Source organism: Geobacillus sp. PLS 41, assembly GCF_056494105.1.
Genome location: NZ_CM151395.1, coordinates 1,854,436 through 1,875,588, shown reverse-complemented (window position 1 = coordinate 1,875,588; position 21,153 = coordinate 1,854,436). Strand labels below are relative to the sequence as shown.

Annotated in this window: 23 protein-coding genes and 1 pseudogene; 3 read left to right on the top strand and 21 right to left on the bottom strand. The window is 56.4% G+C overall.

The genetic code is table 11. The features are described from left to right. Window positions 1–71 precede the first annotated feature (71 nt). Genes ACVX3G_RS09365 through ACVX3G_RS09350 form a run of 4 tightly spaced genes read right to left on the bottom strand, consistent with a single transcriptional unit; the run spans window position 72 to window position 3,724 of the window. Window positions 72–602, bottom strand: a complete 531-nt coding sequence (locus ACVX3G_RS09365; RefSeq protein WP_011231725.1) for a LysM peptidoglycan-binding domain-containing protein — start codon at window positions 600–602, stop codon at window positions 72–74. Continuing rightward, window positions 599–1,183 carry a CPBP family intramembrane glutamic endopeptidase gene (locus ACVX3G_RS09360; RefSeq protein ID WP_011231726.1) on the bottom strand — a complete coding sequence of 195 codons (585 nt, stop codon included), beginning with the start codon at window positions 1,181–1,183 and terminating at the stop codon, window positions 599–601. Before ACVX3G_RS09360 ends, ACVX3G_RS09365 begins: the two co-directional genes overlap by 4 nt. Beyond that, window positions 1,167–2,690 (bottom strand): RecQ family ATP-dependent DNA helicase, encoded by a 1,524-nt coding sequence (locus ACVX3G_RS09355; RefSeq protein ID WP_014196219.1) that lies wholly within the window; start codon window positions 2,688–2,690, stop codon window positions 1,167–1,169. Before ACVX3G_RS09355 ends, ACVX3G_RS09360 begins: the two co-directional genes overlap by 17 nt. After that, window positions 2,678–3,724, bottom strand: coding sequence for a YpbB family protein (locus ACVX3G_RS09350; protein WP_025039222.1), 1,047 nt, complete (start codon window positions 3,722–3,724; stop codon window positions 2,678–2,680). The genes ACVX3G_RS09355 and ACVX3G_RS09350 overlap by 13 nt, the downstream gene beginning before the upstream one ends. Window positions 3,725–3,977: 253 nt before the next feature. On the opposite strand from ACVX3G_RS09350, the gene ACVX3G_RS09345 reads away from it, so the two are divergent. From ACVX3G_RS09345 to serA, 3 genes are all read left to right on the top strand, one after another. Continuing rightward, complete coding sequence (locus ACVX3G_RS09345) at window positions 3,978–4,226, top strand: ferredoxin (RefSeq protein ID WP_011231729.1); 249 nt, start codon at window positions 3,978–3,980, stop codon at window positions 4,224–4,226. 164 nt (window positions 4,227–4,390) lie between these two features. Beyond that, window positions 4,391–4,894, top strand: coding sequence for an inorganic diphosphatase (locus ACVX3G_RS09340; protein WP_011231730.1), 504 nt, complete (start codon window positions 4,391–4,393; stop codon window positions 4,892–4,894). Window positions 4,895–5,115: 221 nt separating this feature from the next. Further along, window positions 5,116–6,690: a phosphoglycerate dehydrogenase gene (serA, locus tag ACVX3G_RS09335; RefSeq protein WP_012820732.1), complete on the top strand. Its 1,575-nt coding sequence runs from the start codon at window positions 5,116–5,118 to the stop codon at window positions 6,688–6,690. Window positions 6,691–6,951: 261 nt separating this feature from the next. Here the strand turns inward: serA and ACVX3G_RS09330 are convergent, their stop codons facing one another. The 17 genes and pseudogenes from ACVX3G_RS09330 to ACVX3G_RS09250 all read right to left on the bottom strand — a co-directional run bounded on the left by ACVX3G_RS09330 (window position 6,952) and on the right by ACVX3G_RS09250 (window position 21,100). Then, window positions 6,952–7,764: a histidinol-phosphatase gene (locus tag ACVX3G_RS09330; RefSeq protein WP_011231732.1), complete on the bottom strand. Its 813-nt coding sequence runs from the start codon at window positions 7,762–7,764 to the stop codon at window positions 6,952–6,954. A gap of 421 nt (window positions 7,765–8,185) precedes the next feature. Continuing rightward, complete coding sequence (locus ACVX3G_RS09325; protein ID WP_479454534.1) at window positions 8,186–9,241, bottom strand: RNA-guided endonuclease TnpB family protein; 1,056 nt, start codon at window positions 9,239–9,241, stop codon at window positions 8,186–8,188. A gap of 4 nt (window positions 9,242–9,245) precedes the next feature. Further along, window positions 9,246–9,644, bottom strand: a pseudogene (gene tnpA, locus ACVX3G_RS09320) (IS200/IS605 family transposase). A gap of 193 nt (window positions 9,645–9,837) precedes the next feature. Next, window positions 9,838–10,932, bottom strand: coding sequence for a GerMN domain-containing protein (locus ACVX3G_RS09315; protein ID WP_011231736.1), 1,095 nt, complete (start codon window positions 10,930–10,932; stop codon window positions 9,838–9,840). Next, the gene (gene sigX, locus ACVX3G_RS09310) at window positions 10,910–11,455 is read right to left on the bottom strand and encodes an RNA polymerase sigma factor SigX (RefSeq protein ID WP_011231737.1); all 546 of its coding nucleotides are present in this window, start codon (window positions 11,453–11,455) and stop codon (window positions 10,910–10,912) included. The genes ACVX3G_RS09315 and sigX overlap by 23 nt, the downstream gene beginning before the upstream one ends. Before the next feature lie 113 nt (window positions 11,456–11,568). Then, entirely contained in the window at window positions 11,569–12,285 is a 717-nt protein-coding gene (locus tag ACVX3G_RS09305) for an AIR synthase family protein (protein WP_014196222.1), read from the bottom strand. After that, window positions 12,278–12,766 (bottom strand): ECF transporter S component, encoded by a 489-nt coding sequence (locus ACVX3G_RS09300; RefSeq protein ID WP_014196223.1) that lies wholly within the window; start codon window positions 12,764–12,766, stop codon window positions 12,278–12,280. The genes ACVX3G_RS09305 and ACVX3G_RS09300 overlap by 8 nt, the downstream gene beginning before the upstream one ends. After that, window positions 12,763–13,341, bottom strand: coding sequence for a cob(I)yrinic acid a,c-diamide adenosyltransferase (locus ACVX3G_RS09295; RefSeq protein ID WP_011231740.1), 579 nt, complete (start codon window positions 13,339–13,341; stop codon window positions 12,763–12,765). Before ACVX3G_RS09295 ends, ACVX3G_RS09300 begins: the two co-directional genes overlap by 4 nt. Before the next feature lie 14 nt (window positions 13,342–13,355). Beyond that, window positions 13,356–13,772 carry a bifunctional adenosylcobinamide kinase/adenosylcobinamide-phosphate guanylyltransferase gene (locus tag ACVX3G_RS09290; RefSeq protein ID WP_014196224.1) on the bottom strand — a complete coding sequence of 139 codons (417 nt, stop codon included), beginning with the start codon at window positions 13,770–13,772 and terminating at the stop codon, window positions 13,356–13,358. Beyond that, window positions 13,724–14,356, bottom strand: coding sequence for a histidine phosphatase family protein (locus ACVX3G_RS09285; RefSeq protein ID WP_014196225.1), 633 nt, complete (start codon window positions 14,354–14,356; stop codon window positions 13,724–13,726). Before ACVX3G_RS09285 ends, ACVX3G_RS09290 begins: the two co-directional genes overlap by 49 nt. Next, window positions 14,314–15,102, bottom strand: a complete 789-nt coding sequence (locus ACVX3G_RS09280; protein ID WP_011231743.1) for an adenosylcobinamide-GDP ribazoletransferase — start codon at window positions 15,100–15,102, stop codon at window positions 14,314–14,316. The genes ACVX3G_RS09285 and ACVX3G_RS09280 overlap by 43 nt, the downstream gene beginning before the upstream one ends. Beyond that, on the bottom strand, window positions 15,099–15,656 hold the full coding sequence (locus ACVX3G_RS09275) for a bifunctional adenosylcobinamide kinase/adenosylcobinamide-phosphate guanylyltransferase (RefSeq protein WP_011231744.1): 558 nt from the start codon (window positions 15,654–15,656) through the stop codon (window positions 15,099–15,101). The genes ACVX3G_RS09280 and ACVX3G_RS09275 overlap by 4 nt, the downstream gene beginning before the upstream one ends. Next, window positions 15,653–16,723 (bottom strand): threonine-phosphate decarboxylase CobD, encoded by a 1,071-nt coding sequence (gene cobD / locus ACVX3G_RS09270; protein WP_025039355.1) that lies wholly within the window; start codon window positions 16,721–16,723, stop codon window positions 15,653–15,655. Before cobD ends, ACVX3G_RS09275 begins: the two co-directional genes overlap by 4 nt. Continuing rightward, window positions 16,680–17,654: an adenosylcobinamide-phosphate synthase CbiB gene (gene cbiB / locus ACVX3G_RS09265; protein WP_011231746.1), complete on the bottom strand. Its 975-nt coding sequence runs from the start codon at window positions 17,652–17,654 to the stop codon at window positions 16,680–16,682. The genes cobD and cbiB overlap by 44 nt, the downstream gene beginning before the upstream one ends. Continuing rightward, window positions 17,651–19,123 carry an adenosylcobinamide amidohydrolase gene (locus tag ACVX3G_RS09260; RefSeq protein WP_011231747.1) on the bottom strand — a complete coding sequence of 491 codons (1,473 nt, stop codon included), beginning with the start codon at window positions 19,121–19,123 and terminating at the stop codon, window positions 17,651–17,653. Before ACVX3G_RS09260 ends, cbiB begins: the two co-directional genes overlap by 4 nt. Further along, entirely contained in the window at window positions 19,120–20,175 is a 1,056-nt protein-coding gene (locus tag ACVX3G_RS09255; RefSeq protein WP_011231748.1) for a FecCD family ABC transporter permease, read from the bottom strand. Before ACVX3G_RS09255 ends, ACVX3G_RS09260 begins: the two co-directional genes overlap by 4 nt. Further along, window positions 20,141–21,100 (bottom strand): ABC transporter substrate-binding protein, encoded by a 960-nt coding sequence (locus ACVX3G_RS09250; RefSeq protein WP_011231749.1) that lies wholly within the window; start codon window positions 21,098–21,100, stop codon window positions 20,141–20,143. The genes ACVX3G_RS09255 and ACVX3G_RS09250 overlap by 35 nt, the downstream gene beginning before the upstream one ends. Window positions 21,101–21,153 lie beyond the last annotated feature (53 nt).

The following is a 21,153-nucleotide window of genomic DNA, read 5'->3' as shown; positions in this document are numbered from 1 at the left end:
TGTCCATCATATGCCGCAGAAGGCAGCATTAGAACAAAGAAAGGGGAGCGGCAGACAATGCTTTGTTTCGCTCAATGGTTTTCGTCAAGCGGAATGCGCAGCGTTTGCCCTGGCTGAAGGCGGCCCGTCGACAAGCCGTTTTCCTTTTTAATGAGATCGATCGCATCAGGCGTGCCGTAATATTTCATGGCGATGCTGTAGAGCGTCTCATTGGCTGCGACGACATGGGTGATGATTTTTCCTTGTTCATCATCGGTCTTCTTTTCCCGGCCGCCGACGCTTCCTCGGTCGGCGGCGCTCTTCTGCTTCGATTTGGCCGCCTGTTCTGTCCTCTTGACTTCGTCGTCTTGAATAATGCGCACCGTCTCGCGGCCGCTTTGATCTTCATGACGAACGACTGTGACCGTGTCGGACTTCGATTGGACATGGTGGATGGCCAGCACGACTGCCGGCAACGCCAAAAACAAGAACACGAGCAGGCGGGCCGGGACGTATTTTCGCTTTTGTTCTTCTTTTTCCCTCCGCCGTTTGATGCGCGAGGACGGCGCGCTCTCATCGATCCGCAAGCGCCGCCCAGCTCGGCGCTCCTGTGTTCCTTTCATCGCTTCACCCCTTCCTCCCGCTGCAACCGAATATGCAAAGCGAGCACCACATCGATCAAAAAGTGGGCGACAACCGTCACCCATAAACTCCCGGTCTGTTCGTAAAGCGCACCGAGAAACAAACTGATGAGCACAACCATCAGAAACAAAAACCATTTTTCCAAATAGCGCACATGCAGCACAGCAAAAATGACGCTTGCCGCTCCAAGCCCCCAATGCGTCTGCACAACACCGCGAAACAGCCATTCTTCCGTCACAGCGATGAGCGCACATAAAAAAAAGAGATGCGGAATCGAGCGGCCGCGGAATATTTTTTCGTTCACCCCGCCGTCGTCATGCCAATCATCCGGCAAATAGCGCATGGCCAAAAAATCGACCGCCAGCACGAGCGCCGCCCCGCCCGCTCCGTATAGCAGCACATCGGTGAGATCGAACCGCCAAAGCCGGCGCCACTCCGCCCAATCGAACAAAAAGAGCGAACAGCCGCCGGCGGCAAGAAGCAGCAACCCTTGCGTTACATAAAGATGAAAAAGCAGCTCGCGCTCTGTCATCTGCCGGATTTGTTCACTTTGCCGTTTCATTCGTCCGCCCCCCGCCAAAAAGCATGTCCCACAACTCCTCGCGCCAATGGCGAACCGGCGCCTCCTCCGGACGGCGGACGGCTCGTTCATAGCCGTCAAGCGAAAGCCCGCAGCGATCGCAGCAGACATTCTGCTGATCCGTCAGCTCCTCGCCAAACGCGCGGACAAGCGCTTGACGCCGACACGAAGACAAGTGCACCCATTCATCCATTTCCTGCAGTTTTTTCCGCTTCCAACGCCGCCGCGCCTCGATGGCGGCTGCCATCCTGCCGTACAGCCGCTCTTTCGCCTCCGCTGTCAGCCAACCAGGCATCGCCCGTTGTTCCCGTTCTAAAAAATACGCCAACAGCCGCTTTTGTACGTCGGTGAATCCGGCAGCCTCGAGCGTCGCCATCGCCGCTTCCCATCCGGCTCCTTCCGGCAGCCGCCAACACCACTCACGCAGCTCGCGCGGACTTAACAGCTCGGCCTCCGCCACCGCCTGGGCCATGGCCCGGTCGCCGTCCGCATAAAATAACACAGCAAGGCTTGGCGCTCCGTCGCGCCCCGCGCGCCCGATTTCCTGCACGTACGCCTCGAGCTGGGCCGGCATATGAAAATGAAGCACAAATCGGACGTTTTCTTTGTTCACGCCCATGCCGAATGCACTTGTACAACATACGATGTCAAGCTGACCGTAGACAAATTGCTGCTGCACGAGCAGCCGTTGCTCCCCGTCCATGCCGGCATGGTAATAGGCGACCCGCCCCGCGCCGCACTGTTCGAGCCGGCGCGCCATCTCTTCCGCCCATTGACGGCTCGAAAAATAAATGATTCCCGGGCCTTCGAGACGCTTGGCATAATCGGCCAAGCGCGCCGCTTTGTCCTCCGTTGATGAACAATGCTCCACGCACAAGGCGATGTTCGGACGATCGACGGAATGAATATGGCGGCGGGCGCCATCCATCCCGAGCGTGCGAATAATATCCTCCTGCACCTCGGGCGGCGCCGTCGCCGTCAACGCCAAACACGGCGGGGCCCCGAGCGCGCGCCGGATCTCCCCAAGCTTTAAAAAGTCCGGGCGAAAGTCATATCCCCATTGAGAAATGCAGTGCGCTTCATCGACGACAAAAAGCGAAATGCATACGCGCCGAAGCGCCGTTAAAAATTTTGCCGACTGCAGCATCTCCGGCGACGCGTAAATAAAGCGAAACTCCGCAAGCGAAGCGAGCGCCTGCCATTTTTCTTCGGCATCAAGCAGGCTGTGAAAAGCAATCACTCGCTTTTCCCCGCGCCGGCGCAACTGCTCGACTTGGTCCTCCATGAGCGACACAAGCGGCGAAACGATCAGCACACTGCCTTGAAGCAAATACGCTGGCAGCTGATAGCAAAGCGACTTGCCGCTTCCGGTCGGCAGCATCGCCAGCACGTCGCGCCCAGCAAGCACATCTTCCGCCACTTCCCGCTGACCCGGGCGGAATGAAGCATGTCCGAACTTCATGCGCAGCGTTTTCGTCAACTCGTCCAACGTCCCACTTCCTTTGCCAACACGAGCCGAATTTCGAAATAGCTGACTTTGCCATCAAGCGCCTCGCGAATCTCTTTCAATTTCCTCGTCCTAAGCGCCTGCGCCGCCGCTCGAATGGCCGCCGCCTTTTCATCGTCGACAAACGGGGCGATCGAAAAACCGGACACATTGGCAGCGATTTCGACAACGTGATCCTCAATCGTGCTTCGCTTCAAGCGGCGAATCTTGGAAATATCTTCTATCGTTTTTCCTTTCCGCAGCCATTCGTACGTTTTTTGCGCCGATTGTGTCAGCACCGCCGGCGTCAGTCCGCTCATCAATTCGGCCATCATCGGAACGCGTCCAGCCTCAGCTTCCGCCATGATGTAATGAAGCACGTTGCGGAATTGAAACTGCACGTAGAGCGCGTCCTTTTGCAAATAGGCCGCGATTTGCTCCATCGTCCAGCCGATGCGGACCGCGCTCGTCAAACGCAGCGTAAAGATCACCGCCGCCTCTTCCGAAACCGCTTCAAGCAGCCGGATGAGCTCTTGATACAGCGTCTCGGCCAACATCTGGCTCGATCCTTTTGCAAGCAAATATTGCTTCACCCATTGAAGCGTCCGCTCGTCGCGGCAAATCGGTGCAAAACGCCGCCCATAGACGAGGTTTGACAATGTCTGCCCGATCAAGGAAAGACGCTGCCAAAACAGCGGTTCCGCCTCATGATAGCGCCAGCCGTTCAGATGGCGGGGGAAAAGCGCTGCTTGCTCGGCAAGCCATTCTTCCCCTGCCGCGGTCAACGTGTATGTCCGCTGTTTCGCGGATAAAGCGAGTCGCTGTTCGACAAGCGCCATTGCCGCTTCCTCGAGCACCGCCATCGTCACATTCTTCCATGTGCCAAACAGCGGCTCAAGCTGAAACCATTTGCTGTCTTGGAGCGTCTGCGCCGATTTTTTTCCCGAAAATAAATGATACACCGCCGCCAGCGTCCGTTCGCCGTTGAAGCGGCGCAAGCAATGGGCGAGCAAAAATGAGGCATAGCCATGCCGCATCCTGCGTTCCTCCCTCGCCTCTATTGTAGCAAAAATCGCCCAACCGGTCGGCAGAAAAATCGATCGGTTGACAGTTCCGCCATATGATAACAAAACTAAATAAGATGCATATGTGTAAAAATACAAGAGAGCGATTTTTTTGTTGAAAAGCCGGCCGTACGGTCTTATTATTAAAAGTGAAAAGTTCATTTCCGAGCAGGCAACACGGAGATGGCCCGTCCGTTTCCAATAAACTTGGGGAGGTTCGATTTTTATGCCAAAGTATACGATTGTGGATAAAGAGACTTGCATCGCCTGCGGAGCTTGCGGCGCCGCCGCTCCCGACATTTACGACTACGACGAGGACGGCATTGCCTACGTCACCCTTGATGACAACCAAGGCATCGTCGAAGTGCCGGAGATTTTGATTGACGATATGATGGACGCCTTCGAAGGCTGTCCGACTGAATCGATCAAAGTTGCTGACGAGCCGTTTGACGGCGATCCGAATAAATTCGACTGACATTCCCCCTCTTGCCTTGCCGGCAAGAGGGTTTTTTGATGCAAGCGTGAAATCACAAGTGGCGCATCTTGAACGAACGTGCTACAATAAGATTGGCTTGTCCGCCGCGCCTGCTGGGTGGACAAGTTTTCATGTATACATAACCAACAAAGGAGGAACGGGTTATGGCATTCGAAAATAAAATTGTCGAAGCGTTTATCGAAATTCCAACCGGGAGCCAAAACAAATACGAATTCGACAAAGAACGGGGCATTTTCAAGCTCGACCGCGTCTTATATTCACCGATGTTTTATCCGGCTGAATACGGCTATTTGCAAAATACGTTGGCGCTGGATGGCGACCCGCTCGACATTTTGGTCATCACGACAAACCCGACGTTCCCGGGCTGCGTCATCGACACGCGCGTCATCGGCTATTTGAACATGGTCGACAGCGGCGAAGAAGATGCGAAATTGATCGGCGTTCCGGTCGAAGATCCGCGCTTTGACGAAGTGAGATCGATTGAAGACCTCCCGCAGCACAAACTGAAAGAAATCGCCCACTTCTTTGAACGCTACAAAGACTTGCAAGGGAAACGGACGGAAATCGGCACATGGGAGGGGCCGGAAGCAGCCGCCAAATTGATCGACGAATGCATCGCCCGCTACAACGAACAGAAAAACAAGTAATCCGTCCAACATCTCATTTCACCAGACGCCGTTTTTCTATTTCCGAACAATTTTGCCCATGTCGTTTGATATGGGCGCTTTTCTTTTTCAAACCCCGAACATTCCTTCTCAAAAAAACGTTTTCATTGGTATGACTTCTTTTTCCCCCATTGACAGAAACCGCTTTCGCATGTTAAATTATCAGAAATTTAACATCCTTGAAACAGAAAGGGGCACCCACTGTGTTTCGCGTACTCGTTTCCGACGCCATCAGTGAAGAAGGGTTGGCGCCGCTCTGCGCATCGGCGCAGATCGACATCGTGCAAAAGAAAACAACCGAAGCGGAAGAGGAATTGCACACCTTTGACGCTTTGCTCGTGCGCAGCGCCACCAAAGTGACGGAAGAACTATTGGAAAAAATGCCGAACTTAAAAATTATCGGCCGCGCCGGGGTGGGCGTCGACAACATTGATGTCGATGCAGCGACGAAACGCGGCATCGTCGTCATTAACGCGCCAAACGGCAATACGATTTCGGCCGCTGAGCATACCTTTGCCATGATGGCCGCCCTCGTCCGACGCATCCCGCAGGCGCACATTTCCGTCAAATCGAGGGAGTGGAACCGCTCGGCGTTTGTCGGCAACGAGCTGTTTGGCAAAAAATTGGGCATCATCGGCTTCGGCCGCATCGGCTCGGAAGTCGCCAAACGGGCGCGCGCCTTTGGCATGAGCGTGCACGTGTACGACCCATTTTTAACGAAAGAACGCGCCGAAAAACTCGGCGTCTCGATTCACTCGCTTGACGAAGTGCTGGCCGTGGCTGACATCATCACCGTTCATACGCCGCTCACGAAAGAAACGCGCGGGTTGCTTGGCACGGAAAACTTGGCGAAAACGAAAAAGGGCGTCTATTTGATCAACTGCGCCCGCGGCGGCATCATCGACGAACAGGCGCTCATCCCGTTCTTGGAAAGCGGGCATGTCGCCGGCGTCGCCCTCGACGTCTTTGAACAAGAGCCGCCAGGGGATCATCCGCTTTTAGCGTTTGACAATGTGATCGTTACGCCGCATTTAGGGGCGTCGACCGTCGAAGCGCAGCTGAACGTCGCCACCCAAGTCGCGGAAGAGCTGCTCCACTTTTTTGAAGGGCGGCCCGTCACCTCATCGATCAACTTGCCGGCGTTGTCGAAAGACGTCTATGAAAAAATTCAAGCATTCTATCATTTAGGCCGGAAGCTCGGCTTGATTGCATCGCAGTTTATGAACATCCCGGTGCAAGAGCTGTCGGTCACCTACGCCGGCACGGTCGCTGATCTGGAGACGACGTACATCACCCGCAGCCTGCTCGCCGGCTTCCTGCGGCCGCGCGTCGCCTCAACCGTCAACGAGGTGAACGCCGCCATGGTCGCCAAAGAGCGCGGCATCACATACGGCGAAAAATTTTCCGATGAAACGCACGGCTATGCGAACTGCATTTCGCTCACCGTCCATGGCGAAAACAAAACGTTCACCATCAAAGGGACGCACGTGCCGAACTACGGCGACCGCATCGTCCATTTTGACGGCGTCGCCATCGACTTTGCCCCGGAAGGCCATCTCCTGTATATCCAGCACCAAGACCGGCCGGGGATGATCGGCAAAGTCGGGAACGTGCTTGGGGCGCACGATGTCAACATCGCCACCATGCAAGTCGGCCGCCAAGAAGCGGGGGGCAAGGCGATGATGATCTTATCGCTTGACAAACCGGTTGATGATGAGGTATTGCAGGCGTTGGCGCAAATTGATGACATCGAAACGGTGAAGCGGCTCGAAGCGTAACCACCCGCTTCTGCGGGCAGATCATACAAAAAACGCAGGCCTTCCCAGAAAGGAGCCTGCGTTTTTCGTTCGAGCAAGCCCCACAGCAGCCATTCGCATCGTATAGTTCCCTCTTGCGAAAAGGCGATGATCATGACCCAAAAGGTTGTTTTTCCTTAAACCAAACACAATGCATCGTTTCTTCATGATTGTTTTACGCCTACATACTAAGAAAGGGTGTCCCGATCCTTTTGGGACACCCTCGTGTTTTGTCAGTTCCGTTCAGCCGAGCGGCACCGCCTTCCGCTCGCCTTTCGAGAACGTCATCAGCTCGGTGTAGCCGACACTGCGGGCGAGTTCCACCGCCTTGTCAAAATCGGCGCCGACATGCTCAGGCACGTGCGCGTCGGACGACAACACAATCGGAATGCCTTTGTCATAGCACATTTGGAGCAGGCGCGGATCCGGATACAGTTCGCCAACCGGCTTGCGCAGCCCGGCGGTGCTGATTTCGACGCACGTTTTCGAATTGGCGAGCGCTGTTGTCGCCCGATCGTATTGTTCAAGCAAAAATTCCTCATCTTCCGGGACGTATTTAAAAATTTTCACCAAATCGAGGTGGCCGATAATGTCAAACAAATTCGACTCGGCGAGCGTCACGACTTGATCGAAATATTTGCGGTATGTATCGTACAAATCGCGCCGTTCCCACTCGTGGCGATATTCGGCTAAGTCGATGCCGAAATCGTCGACCCAATGGATCGAACCGATGACATAGTCAAACTCGTATGAGCGGATAAAGGCGGCCATTTCCTCGTGTTTGCCCGGCGTATAATCCATTTCGATCGACATTTTCACATCGAGGCCCGCATCCCACGCTTCGTGGAACAGCCGGACATAATCGTCCATATCGTAGCAGCGGCGCGCGTCGACCCACGGGTTGGACAAAATGTTTTTCGTTTGGTAAAAATGGTACGCGTGCTCGGAAATGCCGAAATGCTGGATGCCTTTTTTGACCGCTGCATCCGTGAACTGGCGCAAATAATCAAGCGTCAACGCCCCTCGTTCCAAATGGTTATGATAATCGGTCAACATCGGTGTTTCTCCTCTCCTGCTGTTTTTCTCATTATAACGCATTACCGCAAGAAAGGACAACCGTTTTGCGAATATTCATCCAATCATCCGTTGGCGCCGACAAGAAACAACAGTCCGACGCATACCGCCACACCAGCCACCGCCAAGAGGCGTCTCATCACATCGCCCATTTCCATCCCTCCTTGCCTATGTCACACCATATATGTCTTATGTCAAAACGAACGCCGATAGAACGGCCTCGCGTCGACATTACCAAAAATTTGACACTCCGCACGGCTAAAGCCGTGGGATTCTTGGGTCGCTCACGTCCTCATCCATTTCTGGTTCAGACCACGCCCAAGATCAGGGGTGTGTCATCACCCCGTCCCATCGGGTTAGAATGTACCCCGATGGGCGGCGCACCTGTGACCAGTGCGCTAGGTTAGGCGGCGAAGCCCGAAATCGCTTTGGCGATGTTGATCGCGCCATTCAAGTCGGCATGAATCGCATATCCGCATTTTTGACATTGGAAGCGGATGCCGTTTCGATTTGCTTTCTCTCGATGCCCGCATCGGCATGCTTGGCTCGTGTAGGTCGGCTTCACCCACTCCACCCGAATGCCCGCCATTTCCGCTTTATAGGCAATCATCGTTTGCAGTTGATGAAACGCCCAAGAGTGAAGGCTTCGTCCTGCTTCTTTGGCCGATGTTGCCCGTTTCCGAATGCCCGTCAAATCTTCCATCCGAATCACGCCAACACCGTTGGCGAGCGCAAAGTTGACGATTTGACGGCTGATTTTGTGATTTTGGTCCTTCATCCAGCGGGACTCTTTGCGGCCGATTTTGCGAATCATATGGAGCTTCTTCGCTTTGCCCAACGTTCGCCGCAAAGCCGCATAGCGTCGGCGTACAAAGGCGCATTGGCTCCCTTTGAAAAACAACGATTTCGTTCCCACGCTGGCCACAGCGATATAACGAAGTCCCAAATCAACGCCCATTACCTTCGTTTCTTCCCGTTGTTGGACTTCAACTGTGATCGCAACAGCCAAGCACCATTTCTTTCTCTTTTTGTAGAGCTTGGCGGCCCCTTGTTTGGCGGTTCCGTTAAGCAGCCGATTCAGCCATGCTTCTTGATAGGGGTGCGTGACGACCGGCACGCCAATTCGCTTCTCCAGTGTGGGGAAGGAAACCGTGTAGAACGCTCCTTTCTTTTCCACCTTCACGTTTTGATTGTTAAAGCAACACCAGAATGTTCGAAACTTCTTTGTTTTCTGGTTTTTCTTTTGGGACTTCACTTCTCGAATCGTTTGATTCACGACGGCGGAAGGAAACCGCTGCGACGAAAACTCTTTAAAAATTTTGCTCGTCGCTTGATTCAGTTCTGGATGATCCAACAGCCAATTCGCAAACTCTGTATTCACTTCTGTCATCCGTTCATACATTTCCTGTTTGACTTTCGTTGGGTTGTGCAGTTCCAGCCTTAGTGTGATCGTCGGCATGGGTTCACCCCCTTTTCTTTTGAGATTCCACATAATGTTTGATGGTTTCGCTTGATCCATTCCCTGCTGTACTAACGAAGAAAAAGCGTGTCCAAAGACTTGGCAGATGAGACAAGTGTTGAAATTCTTCCCTTCATCGTCTGGAAGTCACTCCTTTCACTTTTGCCATCATATCTGATGGAGAATCAGAAGGGAGGCCATTCAAGAACAAATGACAACGATCAGGCATCACTTCCATAGCAAGAATGATCCAATCATTCTCTTGGCAAATTTCTTCTACTAACTGCCTGAATCGCTCTTCCACTTTGTTCACTAACACGTTTCTTCGATAACGCGGGCAAAAAACAAAATGATAGTGAATCAACGATACAGTTGTTTTCGTTCTTCGATATTTTTGTTCCATATTATTAATTGTATCAGTTTAATGGTCATACTCAAACAATTAAAGATAAAAAATGGTTGCTCTAAGCAATCCCATGAAGAGATTACCGAGCAACGCCGTCTTTCATCCCACGATTCAAACCGTGGGCTTTCAGACGGCATTTTCTGTAACAAAATGATACCGTCTAAAAACCGCTAAGAGCTCACGCTGGCGGCTACGGGCCGGTTGCCAGCAACGCGGCGTTCGGTCCGGCCGGCACGTTGATCGGCTTCCCAAGCGGATACGGGCCAAGAGTCGATAACCCGCTCGATTCGAATGTGACGTCAAGCAGCCCAAACTCTTTCGCCGTCAGCAGCACGGCCTCCGCCATGCTCGCCGCTTCTTCCGCGCTTGGCCGAGCGGACAAATGAAGCCGGACCGTAGCATGGCGCGCATCGACATCGACCGAATCAACTTCCACCCCTGGTGGAATGGCCGGCTCAAGCCCGTGGATCGTCGATTTTTTCATCTGCTGCAGCGCCTCAGGAAACGAGCGGGCGCTGCCTAGCGCCGGGATGAGCACCGGATAGCCGAAGGAGGAGGAGCGGTTTTGATAATACATTCGCTTCTGCTCATTGATTTTTGTCGTTTTTAGACGACCCAACACTGGCAAATCGAGCCCCTCCTCCTCCCCAGTGAAAAAGCGGATGCTTCGCCCGCCCATCTGCCGCACTGTTTCCATGACCGCGTCGAAAAAGAGGCGCTGTTCCTCATGGCTGGCGGCAAACACGCGATGGCTCGCTGGAACGCGAACAACCCATACGCGCCCATCGCCTGCCGCCGGGGCCATCTTCACACCGTCGAGCCACGCGGACGCCTCACGCAACGGGGAACGGGCAAGCTCACCGAGCGCCGCGGACAGCCGTTCTTTCGGCGCAAAACGGCCAGGAAGGGGAACAACCACTGGCACCACTTGGCCGATTCGCTCATCGGGCAAGGCAATCACCACTGCATTCGCCGGTTCGCTGGCGGCCATCATCGCTTTTGGGTGAGAGGAAGCGCCATCCGCCTCTAGCGTCTGAACAGGGGATGAGGAAGCCTCGTTTTTGTCCGAACGTGTTGGAACGATAAAATGCGGACCGGCATAAACCGCCAATGCAAGCACGGCCGCCGATGCAACCGCTGGGAGCCAACGCCGCTTCCAGCGCGCCATCCGCTGAGCGCGCACCAGCCGGACATACACTTCTTCTTTCGTGCGCCGGTCTTTGATGACGGGCAACTGTTCAAGGCCATGTTCAATGCATCGCTCATTCCAATTGAGCTTTTTCACACCGCCACCCCTCCTGTTTTGCCTCTTCCTCCATATATTGCTTGAGCGCCTTTAGTGCGCGGTGCTGCGTCGTTTTCACTTTACTTTCCGTCCAGCCGAGCGCTTCCGCCGTTTCCGCGATCGACAGCGACTGGATGAATCGAAGGACGAGCACAAGCCGCTGATCAACCGTGCAGCGCGCCAAACCACGGTACATAAGCTGAATTTCCTCTTTTTGAATCGCCATTTCCTCAGGAATCGGCTCGTCGGCGCCGATTTGTTCCTCGCTCCATTCCGCCGAACCAGCCCATTGGCGTCGGCGTTTTTGCTTGCGAAAAAAATCAATGGCCACATGGCGCGCAATGGACAGCAGCCACGTTTTTTCGCTGCACTGCCCTTTAAATCGTTTGTATGAGCGCAACACTCTGACGTACACTTCCTGAACCAAATCTTCGGCCTGCTCTCGATTCCGCACCATGTAGAATAAAAAATTAAACAAATCATGATGGTACTTTTCATACAACTGTTCAAAGACGGGGTCCATCGCTTCTCTCCCCCTATCTCCTCCATGGACCACGACAAAAAAATCCCATTATCTTCATGATAACGGGTCCGAGCGAAAAAGGGAATGATTTTTTCACCAAAAGCAGCCGGCTTTTACCACTCGACGTGCAGTGGAAAAAAGAGAGAGCCGGCTTGCTTTTTGATTTCACGTTCGCCATCTGGATCATAACTGACAAGCACCGACGTCGCCGGGCCGCCGGAGGAAAAGAGCGGAAGCGGGCATGCGCAGGCCCGCCCTTGGCGGCCGTTAGCGGCTAACAGCTGTGTCCATTCGTAATAAATACCTTTCGAGCCGATGGGAATCAATTCGTAAATGTATGGTGTGCGGAGAAGCGCGGCAAACAGCGGAAGCGGCGCAACCCATTCCGGATGTGAAAGCACGGCCGAGCCGACGAGAGGACGGCCGATGACGGCAAACTTCGCCTCTTCGGGCGTGATGCCGATTCGTTTCCGTTCGTTGGCCACCGTCCCGATGGCCGTCACTCCAAGCGCCGACTGCACGGTGGGAAAATTCGATTCCGTGCTGCCGGTGATCGGGAGATCGATCCCCAGCTCGCGGCACGTTCTCCTGATACCGCAGCAAAGAGCTTCCCACCGGTCATCAGCGATGAAGTTTTGCAGCACGACGACCCTCGCTTCCGCTCCGACGCTCAACAGCTCCATCAAGGCAACGCGGGCGGAAAAATACGCAACAACATCCACCGAGACGGACACCACATCACCCGGCTTGTCCCCGACCGCCGCCGAACCGTCGGCCGCAACGGCGAGCTCCATGCCGTCGGCAAACGGAAGGAAAAGCACATCACGCATGCGGCGCCTCCACCCCCGCTTTCGCCGCCAACCGGACGACAACCGGCATGACGGCCAAAGCGATCAACACGTTGACCGCCGCGGCTACCGAAAGCGGCGGAATGACGGCAAAAACAAACGGCCAGCCGAACGAAACGGCAAGCGGCAACGGCGCCAAAAACGCATTGCCGATGAAAAAGACGACAGCGCTGCCTATTTTCCATCCCCGCCGATGCAGCACGGCGAACAGGGCGCCAAGCCCCGCCATTTCAAGAGCGACAAACCAATGAACTGGGCCGAGCGGAAAACCGCCGATCAACGCCGAAACCAAATGCCCAAGCCCAGCGACCGCCGCTCCGGCGCGCGGGCCAAGAACCCCGGCGGCGACAAGCGCCGGTGCGCTGTCCAAAGCGATGCTGCCGACAAACGTCGGCAGCTTGATGAACGATCCGATCGCCGAAAGCGCCAAACAAACGGCCGTCCAAGCCAAGCGGCGGTTCATTGTTTCTCCTCCTTGTCGCGGAACACAATCGCGCTCCGTTCATACTCGATGTCCTTCACCCCTAAACGCGCGTTCACGACCCGGGCAGCGGCGAACAAATAATCGGACAGGCGGTTCATATATTTGAGCACAACATCGTTGATCGGCTCCGCTTTTTGCAAGGAAACGATGCACCGCTCCGCCCGTCTTGCCACCGTACGCGCCATATGGAGCGCCGCAGCCGCCTTGGAGCCGCCCGGCAAAATGAATTTTTGCAATGGCGGCGCTTCTTGCACGTGCGCATCAATGCGCTCTTCTAAAAATGTGACCATCGCCTCGGTCACCTTATACGGAAGCTTGCCGTTGACGATGGCCAGGTCGCCGCCGCAGTCAAACAGCTCGTGCTGGATTTTTTGCAGCTCAGCGCAAAGGTCGCGAAACCGTTCATCGCCGGCCAATAACGCAAGCGCCCATCCGATGAACGAATTCGCCTCGTCAATCGTTCCGTACGCCTCGACGCGCAAATGGTCTTTGTCCACGCGCCCGCCGACTAAACTCGTTTTCCCTTGGTCTCCTGTTCGCGTATACAATTTCACTGTTCCTCTCCCCCTTATTTCAATTGTTCCGCCAGTCCGCACCAAAGCCGGTCGACGCGGCAGCACAAGGAAGCTAGTCGCTGGTAGCACATTCCCACGGCGTCGCGCCAGCGCCGCTCTTGCGGATCAACCGGAACAACGCCTTGCGTCACATCGGTGCCGATCCAAACGACCGTGCGGTTAGGCGCTGCCGCTTCCCACCGCTGCCAAGCGCGGAAATAGGATTCCCACTCGTCTGGGTCCGGACGGGGGCGGATGGCGGCTTCCAACCCGTCAAAGACGACCGTTTTTGCCGTTTCGATGCCATCCGGCGGCCTATACGGCTCCACATAACCGTTATTCCATACAATATGAACTCCATCATTTATTCCATACCGTTCCCTCACCCATTTTCGTTTTCCTTGAAACGCACCACCGATAACGAAATGCACCGCTCTCCCCCTTTCCAACGCTCGATCGTCGATTCCAATGTATATCCGCCGGCAAATGGCACCTCCCATTCCCAAAACGAACGAGCATCGGGCGCATACTGCTCGAGCAGGAGGCGAATCGGGCCGCCATGGGTGATGACAGCCACATGACGGGCGCCCGCCCGCTCAGCGAAAGCAATCGTCTCCGCAAGCGCCTGTTTGATGCGCGCTTGAAAGTCGGCATAACGCTCCCCGCCGGGCGGCGCCGCAGAAAAGGGCGACGCAAGCCATTGGCGGTAGGCGGGCTCCGCTTCCAGCTCAGCAAACGTTTTTCCTTCCCAAGCGCCAAAGTGAAGCTCGCGCCAACGGCTGGTGCACCAATCTGCCCCGCGTCCGCCAAACAGCAAGGCGGCCGTTTCTCGACAGCGGTGAAGGTCGCTTGTAACCATGCAGTCGACCGGATACGGCCGCTCAAGCTGCAAGCGGCACAACCGATTGCGCTCCGCGGCCGCAAGCGGCGCGTCCGTCCAGCCGATATACGCCCGACGTCGGTTTTGTTCCGTCATCCCATGACGGATGAGTGTAAGAGCCAAATGACGCCCCATAGCACCGTCTCTCCTCCTTCGATCAGCGCGCCGAGCACATCACCGGTGATGCCGCCAAACTGTTTTTCCGCCCACGGCTTTGCCGCCGCCGCCAAAACGACAGCCGCTGCAGCCAGCGCCGCCCCTGTTTGCACCGAAATGGCGGTGGATGCACAAAGAAGCGAAAGCAATACAAAAGCGAGTCCAAGCGCCCAAATGGCATCACGCCATGAACTATATTCGCGAAGCGATGCAGCCATTCCTGTCGGCTTTGCCAGCTTGCCGACGGAAAGAAGCCAGGCAGCCCCGGCCCGCGACAACAGCGGAACGGCGGCGAACAGCGCCGGCGGAATGCCTGTCTGGAGCGATTCGTACAGAAACAGCCAACGAAATGACAACAAACAAATAAGCGACAACACCGCAAACGCGCCGACGCGCGGATCGGACATGATCTCTTGCCGCCGCTTGACGTCGCGGTACGAAAAAAACGCGTCGCTCACATCCATAAAGCCGTCAGCGTGCATCCCCCCGGCCATCCAAATGCCGAGCCAAAGAAGAAGAAGCGCCCAAACAAGCGGCGAGCTGAATGAAAACGTGGAAAAGAGTGCATACACTCCGGCCGAAAGCGCCCCGATCAGCGCCCCCGCAAGCGGCATACAGCGCACGAGCCAGCGGACATGGGCGGCGTTCCATGCGATCGAGCGCCGAATCGGGATCGTGGTAAACAGCTGCAGCGCCAACAACCATCCGTTCCATGCTTGCTTCATCCCGGCCACCGCCCTTTTTTCACGCGGAGAAGGCCGCATTCAACGACCGCGGCGGCCGCCGCTTCCGCGACCAACTGTTGGTGAAGCAAGCCAAGCGTTTTCATGTAGCGAAATGTGCCAGGATCATCCGGAACACCCCCGGCAAACAGCTCGTTCGATACAATCACGACCGCACGGCAGGCATCCGCCCACGCCCGCACTTCATCGAGCATGCGGCAAGCAACAGCTTGAGCGGTTGCGTCTGTTTTCCAATTTTCACCAAAGAACAGCTCGTGGGCGAGCCATGTGGTCAAGCAATCAAGCAGAACAACATCATCAGGGTGCAAGGAAGCGGCAATCTCCTGAGAAGAGAACGGGGCTTCCCACACTGTCCAATGCGCGGCCTGCGCCGCGCGCCGCTCTTGATGACGGCGGATGCGCTCCGTCATTTCTTCATCCATTGCCTGCGCGGTGGCGATATAGTGAAGCCGACCGCCGCGAGAAAGCCGGATGGCGCATATTTCCGCCGCTTCACTTTTTCCGCTGCGCGCGGCGCCGCTGACAAACACCATCATCCGCTCCACCTCGCAAGCGCTTCAAGAAGCCGATCGTTTTCCACCTGCGTTTTGACCGCAAGCCGCACGTAACGTCCGTCCAGTCCAGGAAAATTCATTGTATGCCGCGGGACGATTCCTTGCTGCAATAAATAGAAAAACAAATCCTCTGTCCGTCCGGAGAGCGGACGCAGCAAGTAAAAATTGACGACCGACGGCGAGACGGCATACCGGCCGGCCGGCAGCGACCGAAACACGCGCTCCCGCTCGGCGGCGATCCGTTCTTTCGTCCACTTGACAAACGATTCCATCGCCATGAAACGAAGCGCCAATTGTTGGGCGATGCAGTTTGTGCTCCATGGCGGCTGATGCGTTTTCAGCGAAGCGATCACCGCCTCGTCGGCAGCGACATAACCAAGGCGCACGCCGGCCAGATGATGAATTTTCGTCAACGATCGAAGCACAATGAGGCGCGGATAGCGATCCAGCCAACGCATGGCTGTAAATCCGCCGCGCCAAAACGGATAGAACGCCTCATCCACCACGATATACGTCCCCGCTTGGTCCGCTGCAGCGACGAGCGAGCGGAGATCACGCTCCGGCATCACGGTTCCGGTCGGATTGTTCGGATGACAGAAAAAAACCGCGTCGCATTCCGCCGCCCATGCCGCCGCTTGGTCAATGTCGTACGAAAAACCGCGGCTTTCCTCTGCCAGCAAAGACTTGACTTCGCATCCGTAAGCAAGGCAGGCGCGCCGATACTCGGAAAACGTCGGCTCCAAGATGCCGACGCGCCGGCCGGCAAGCAGCGCGGCCAACAAATAAATCGCCTCCGCTGCCCCGTTCGTCACCAGCACTTGTCCGGGTCGAATCTGCTCCTGCTTGGCAACGAGCTCCCTGAGCGCCTTCGCTTCCGAATCCGGATACTCACCGGCCCAGCGAATCCATTCCTCGCCGTTCGGCCAAGCCGACGGCGGCAGGCGATATGGGTTCGTATTGACGCTGAAATCAATGTATTCGTCTGGAGGGGCCAATCCGCATTGCTCATACAACACGAGCGGATTCGCCCCATGCGCCGGCCAACGCAACGATCATCCCCCCGATCCATAGCAGCAATAACGTAAAGGCGAGCACCGTTCTGATCATGATGCCGACCGCCTGGCGAATATGAACCGAGCGCAGCGGAACATCGGGATCGCCGAGTGTCGGCCGCTCAGAGACGACGCCGCCATATGTATTCGTCCCGCCCAGCTGCACCCCAAGCAATCCAGCCATCGCCGCCTCGAGCCAGCCGCTGTTCGGGCTTGGGTGGCGGCGGGCATCGCGAAACAAGATCGACAGCGCCAAACGAAGGCGGCGGCCGCCGCAAACCAACACCATCACGAGCGCCGTCAGCCGCGCCGGAATGTAGTTGAGCGCATCGTCCAGCCGGGCGGCCGCCCAGCCAAATTCGCGATACGTTTCATTTTTATAGCCGAGCATCGAATCGCACGTGTTCACTGCCCGGTACAGCATGGCAAGCGGCGCGCCGCCCAAGGCCGCGTAAAAGAGCGGAGCCGTGATGCCGTCGCTCGTATTTTCCGCCACCGTTTCGACGCAGGCGCGGGTGATGCCGGCCTCATCGAGCCGCTCGGTGTCGCGGCCAACGATCATCGACAGCGCCCGCCGCGCCTCGGGAAGATCGCCCGCTTCAAGCGGCCGGCGCACATCCTCAGCCGCTTCAGCGAGGCTTTTGGTCGCAATGGTGGTGAAAATGAGCGCCGCCTCGATCGCCACCCCCACGTATACGGACAGCGCGTAGCCCACATAAACGACCAACGCCGATACCCCGTAAACAGCGGCCAACACGACCGCCACGGCCGCCGCCCCTTTCGCCCGCCGCTTTGTTCCTTGATTCCAGCGGCGGTCAAGCCACGCAATCAGCGTTCCCATCCCGCGCACAGGGTGCGGCAGCCAGCGCGGGTCGCCAAGCAGCGCATCCAACAGCAAAGCCAACGTCATTGCCAGCAAATGCGTCATCGCCGCCCCCTCCGCCGCTTGTAGCGGTCAAGCGCCTCGATCGTCGCTTCATACACGAGCCGACCGATCGCGCGCCCGAGTTCCGTCGCCGTTCCGGCATAGGCAAACGTCCGCCCGGTTTGCGTCGCCGCCACGGCGAGCGAATCGGTCGACGTGCCGGTGGCAAGCGTCCCTGTTTCCAGGTCGCAAACCGAACAGTCGGCGAGCGCTTTTACCTTCGCTTCCGTCGCTGTCATCATCGCCTGGACAAACGCCGCTTCCGTCAGCACTCCGTCAATGACAATCACCATATTGATCGTTCCCGGCCTTGCCGCAAGCGGCTTATGCTGCCACGCCCGAGCGGCATCAACCGCATTGCCGACGCCAGCGGTCGTCATGATTGCAACCGAAAACGCTTCCCCTTCTTTCTGAAGCCAAACGGCATCATGGACGTCAACCGCCGTCATCATGCCGATCGTTCGTTCCGGCGAAAACCCGTGCTGCTCCAAATAGCGGCGCATGTCTCCTTCCGCATCGCCGCAATCGTAATCCAACCCGACTTGGCGGTTGACAAAATGGGTCGCCCATTGAAACCCAGCGCCGATCAATGCCGAGGACAGGACGCGAAGCGGCTGGCAGGAGGCCAGAACAGCGGCGTCATCAAGAAAGGACAAACGCAGCCCGCCGGCCGACGATTCTTCTTGTTTCCCTTTCGGCACAAACGAAAACATCGGCTTTGCCGCCGCCGGATGAGCCAGACGCACAATCGGCGCGGCAAACACTTCCTCAAGCAGCGCCGGCGTCATCACATCTGTCGGCGTTCCAAGCGCCGCTGTTTTTCCTTCTTTTAACACAAGCACCCGGTCGCAATATAAGCTAGCGACGTTCATATCGTGAAAGACGGCGACGACCGTCAAATCGCGGGAGCGGGCAGCTTCCGCGAGCCGGTCCAAAAGCCGGACTTGGCCGCTCACATCCATATGGTTCGTCGGCTCATCCAGCAAGAGCAGCTGCGGCTTTTGGGCAAGCGCCCGCGCCAAATAGGCGCGCTGCCGCTCGCCGCCGCTTAGCCGCTCAAGCGGCTCATCGATTTTGTCAGCCAAGCCGACCGCACGAAGCGCTTCTTGAACCGCCGCTTCATCCTCTTTCGTCCACGTCGGAAACAAGCCGCGCTGATGGGCGTAGCGGCCGAGCGCCACCGTTTCTCTCACCGTATAGCCGGGCGCCGCCTCCGCCGTCTGCGGCAGGACAGCGGCAAACCGCGCCCATTGCTTCGCAGACAGCGCCAAAAGCGGCTGGCCATGAATCTTGATCTCACCGCTGGCAAGCGGAAGCTCTTTGCAAATGAGTTTCAGCAGCGTCGTTTTTCCGCTGCCGTTCGGCCCGACGATGCCAAACAGCTCCCCTTTTTCCACGGAAAACGTCACACGATCAAGCACTTGCTTTGGTCCATACCGATGCGATACGGCCCGCACCTCAAGCATCATCATCCCATCTTTCGCTTCATTTTTCGGAAAAACAAGACGGCAAATAGCGGGGCGCCGATCAGCGCGGTGATGACGCCGATCGGCAGTTCGCGCGGTTCAATGATCGTCCGCGCCGCCACATCGGCAAGCACAAGAAACGCACCGCCATACAAGAGAGACAGCGGCAGCAGCACCCGATAGTTTGGCCCGCACACAAGCCGAACCATATGCGGAACAACGAGCCCAACAAAACCGATCGTCCCGGACACCGACACCGCCGCGCCGGTGAGCAGCGCCGCCGCCGTCAAAATGATGACTTTTCGGCGCGTAACATCAACGCCGACATGAAGCGCCGCCGCCTCGCCAAAAGCAAACGCGTTCAACTCGCGGCCGTTGGCGAGAAGCACCGCCGCGCCGATGAGAAAAAACGGCAACAAAAGCCCGCTGTATTTCCAGCCGCGCATCGCGACGCTTCCCATCAGCCATGAGATGATTTGCCGCAATTCTTCCCCGGTCAAAGCGATCATCAGTGAAATGAAGGCGCTGAAAAACGCGCCGAAGATAATGCCGGCTAAAATGATCGTCTCAACCGACAGCTGCGGCTCAACCGCGCGAGTGAACGCCAAAACGGCGACAAGCGTCGCCATGCCGCATAAAATGCTCACGATCGGCAGCGTGAACGTGCCAAAGAGCGGCCATTGCCAGCCGAGAAAGATGACGAGCACCGCCCCGACCGAGGCGCCGGACGAGACGCCGAGCGTGTACGGATCGGCGAGCGCATTTTTCAGCAACCCTTGGAACGCCGCGCCAGCCAGCGCCAATGACGCCCCGACCAAAAAAGCGAGCACGACGCGCGGCAAGCGGATCGCCATCACGATCGGCACCCAATCGGCCGGAATGTCAGACGGAAGCGGCATACCAAACCATTCGGACGCAAGAATGCGAACAATAGAAGAAAAGGGAATCGACAGCGATCCTGTCGATATCCCTACGAGCAACGATAACATGGCCGCCGTGACGGCCAATATATACATCCACGTTTTACTTGAACACATCCGGGTAAACGGCTTTGGCAAGTTCCTCGACCCCTTCGACAAGGCGCGGACCCGGGCGGCTTACTAAGTCGGTGTTGACGTCATACACCCGCTTGTTTTTCACCGCCGGCACGTCTTTCCAAGCAGCGCGCGCAAACACTTGCTTCGCTCCGCCGTATGTCGTGATGATCACATCCGGCTTATAGGCCACTGCTTTTTCTTCCGTCACCATCGGCCAGCCTTCCAAGCTGCCGGCGACGTTTTTCGCTGAAATCACTTGAAGCATCTCATCCATAAACGTCCCTTTGCCGGCCGTATACAGCTGCGGCGGCGGCGACACTTCAATCCAGACGTTCGCTTGTTTGTCCGCCGGGATTTGTTTCGCTTTTTCTTGAATTTGCGCAAGCTTCTCTTTCATCTCATCAATCACTTGCTTCGCTTTGTCCGACGCCCCGGTCGCTTTGCCGATCAATTCGATGGACGCATACACATCGTCGAACGACTTCGCGTCATTCACGACAAGCACGGTGATGCCGGCGTCTTTCAATTGCTTGAGGCCATCGCGCGAGTTATGGGCGCTTGACGCGTGGGCCAAGACAAGATCCGGTTTGAGCGAAATGATTTTCTCGACGTTGAATTCCATGCCGCCGATTTTCGTTTTCGTTTTGACGTCTTCCGGGTAATTGTCAAAATCGCTGACGCCGACGATCTTATCGCCCAACCCCAACGCATAGGCGATTTCCGTATTGCTTGGGATGAGCGAGACGATCTTTTTCGGTTCCGCTTTGATCGTGACATCCTCGCCAAGCCCGTCTTTCACCGTCACCGGAAACGCCGCTTGTTCCGTTTTCGGTTCTTCTTTTTTCGCTGGCTGGGCGTTGCTATTGGCTCCACCGCTGCAGCCGACCAGCACGGCGGCCAGAAGGAAGAACACCGCCACCACCGCCGGCCATGTCCAACGTTTCATCCGTCATTCCCCCTTCAGTGATGTATGTACAATAAAAAACGCCCATTCCGCCT

Bases quoted from the DNA above. Each gene is read 5' to 3' on its own strand.
- ACVX3G_RS09330 (WP_011231732.1), bottom strand. From the start codon at position 7,764: ATGTTGACCGATTATCATAACCATTTGGAACGAGGGGCGTTGACGCTT.
- ACVX3G_RS09305 (WP_014196222.1), bottom strand. From the start codon at position 12,285: ATGCGTGATGTGCTTTTCCTTCCGTTTGCCGACGGCATGGAGCTCGCC.
- ACVX3G_RS09325 (WP_479454534.1), bottom strand. From the start codon at position 9,241: ATGCCGACGATCACACTAAGGCTGGAACTGCACAACCCAACGAAAGTC.
- ACVX3G_RS09260 (WP_011231747.1), bottom strand. From the start codon at position 19,123: ATGATGATGCTTGAGGTGCGGGCCGTATCGCATCGGTATGGACCAAAG.
- ACVX3G_RS09340 (WP_011231730.1), top strand. From the start codon at position 4,391: ATGGCATTCGAAAATAAAATTGTCGAAGCGTTTATCGAAATTCCAACC.
- ACVX3G_RS09280 (WP_011231743.1), bottom strand. From the start codon at position 15,102: ATGAAGCAAGCATGGAACGGATGGTTGTTGGCGCTGCAGCTGTTTACC.
- ACVX3G_RS09345 (WP_011231729.1), top strand. From the start codon at position 3,978: ATGCCAAAGTATACGATTGTGGATAAAGAGACTTGCATCGCCTGCGGA.
- ACVX3G_RS09360 (WP_011231726.1), bottom strand. From the start codon at position 1,183: ATGAAACGGCAAAGTGAACAAATCCGGCAGATGACAGAGCGCGAGCTG.
- ACVX3G_RS09275 (WP_011231744.1), bottom strand. From the start codon at position 15,656: ATGATGGTGTTTGTCAGCGGCGCCGCGCGCAGCGGAAAAAGTGAAGCG.
- ACVX3G_RS09285 (WP_014196225.1), bottom strand. From the start codon at position 14,356: ATGGGGCGTCATTTGGCTCTTACACTCATCCGTCATGGGATGACGGAA.
- ACVX3G_RS09350 (WP_025039222.1), bottom strand. From the start codon at position 3,724: ATGCGGCATGGCTATGCCTCATTTTTGCTCGCCCATTGCTTGCGCCGC.
- sigX (WP_011231737.1), bottom strand. From the start codon at position 11,455: ATGGACCCCGTCTTTGAACAGTTGTATGAAAAGTACCATCATGATTTG.
- ACVX3G_RS09300 (WP_014196223.1), bottom strand. From the start codon at position 12,766: ATGAACCGCCGCTTGGCTTGGACGGCCGTTTGTTTGGCGCTTTCGGCG.
- cbiB (WP_011231746.1), bottom strand. From the start codon at position 17,654: ATGACGCATTTGCTGGCAATGACGTTGGCTTTGCTGTTGGATGCGCTG.
- ACVX3G_RS09250 (WP_011231749.1), bottom strand. From the start codon at position 21,100: ATGAAACGTTGGACATGGCCGGCGGTGGTGGCGGTGTTCTTCCTTCTG.
- ACVX3G_RS09365 (WP_011231725.1), bottom strand. From the start codon at position 602: ATGAAAGGAACACAGGAGCGCCGAGCTGGGCGGCGCTTGCGGATCGAT.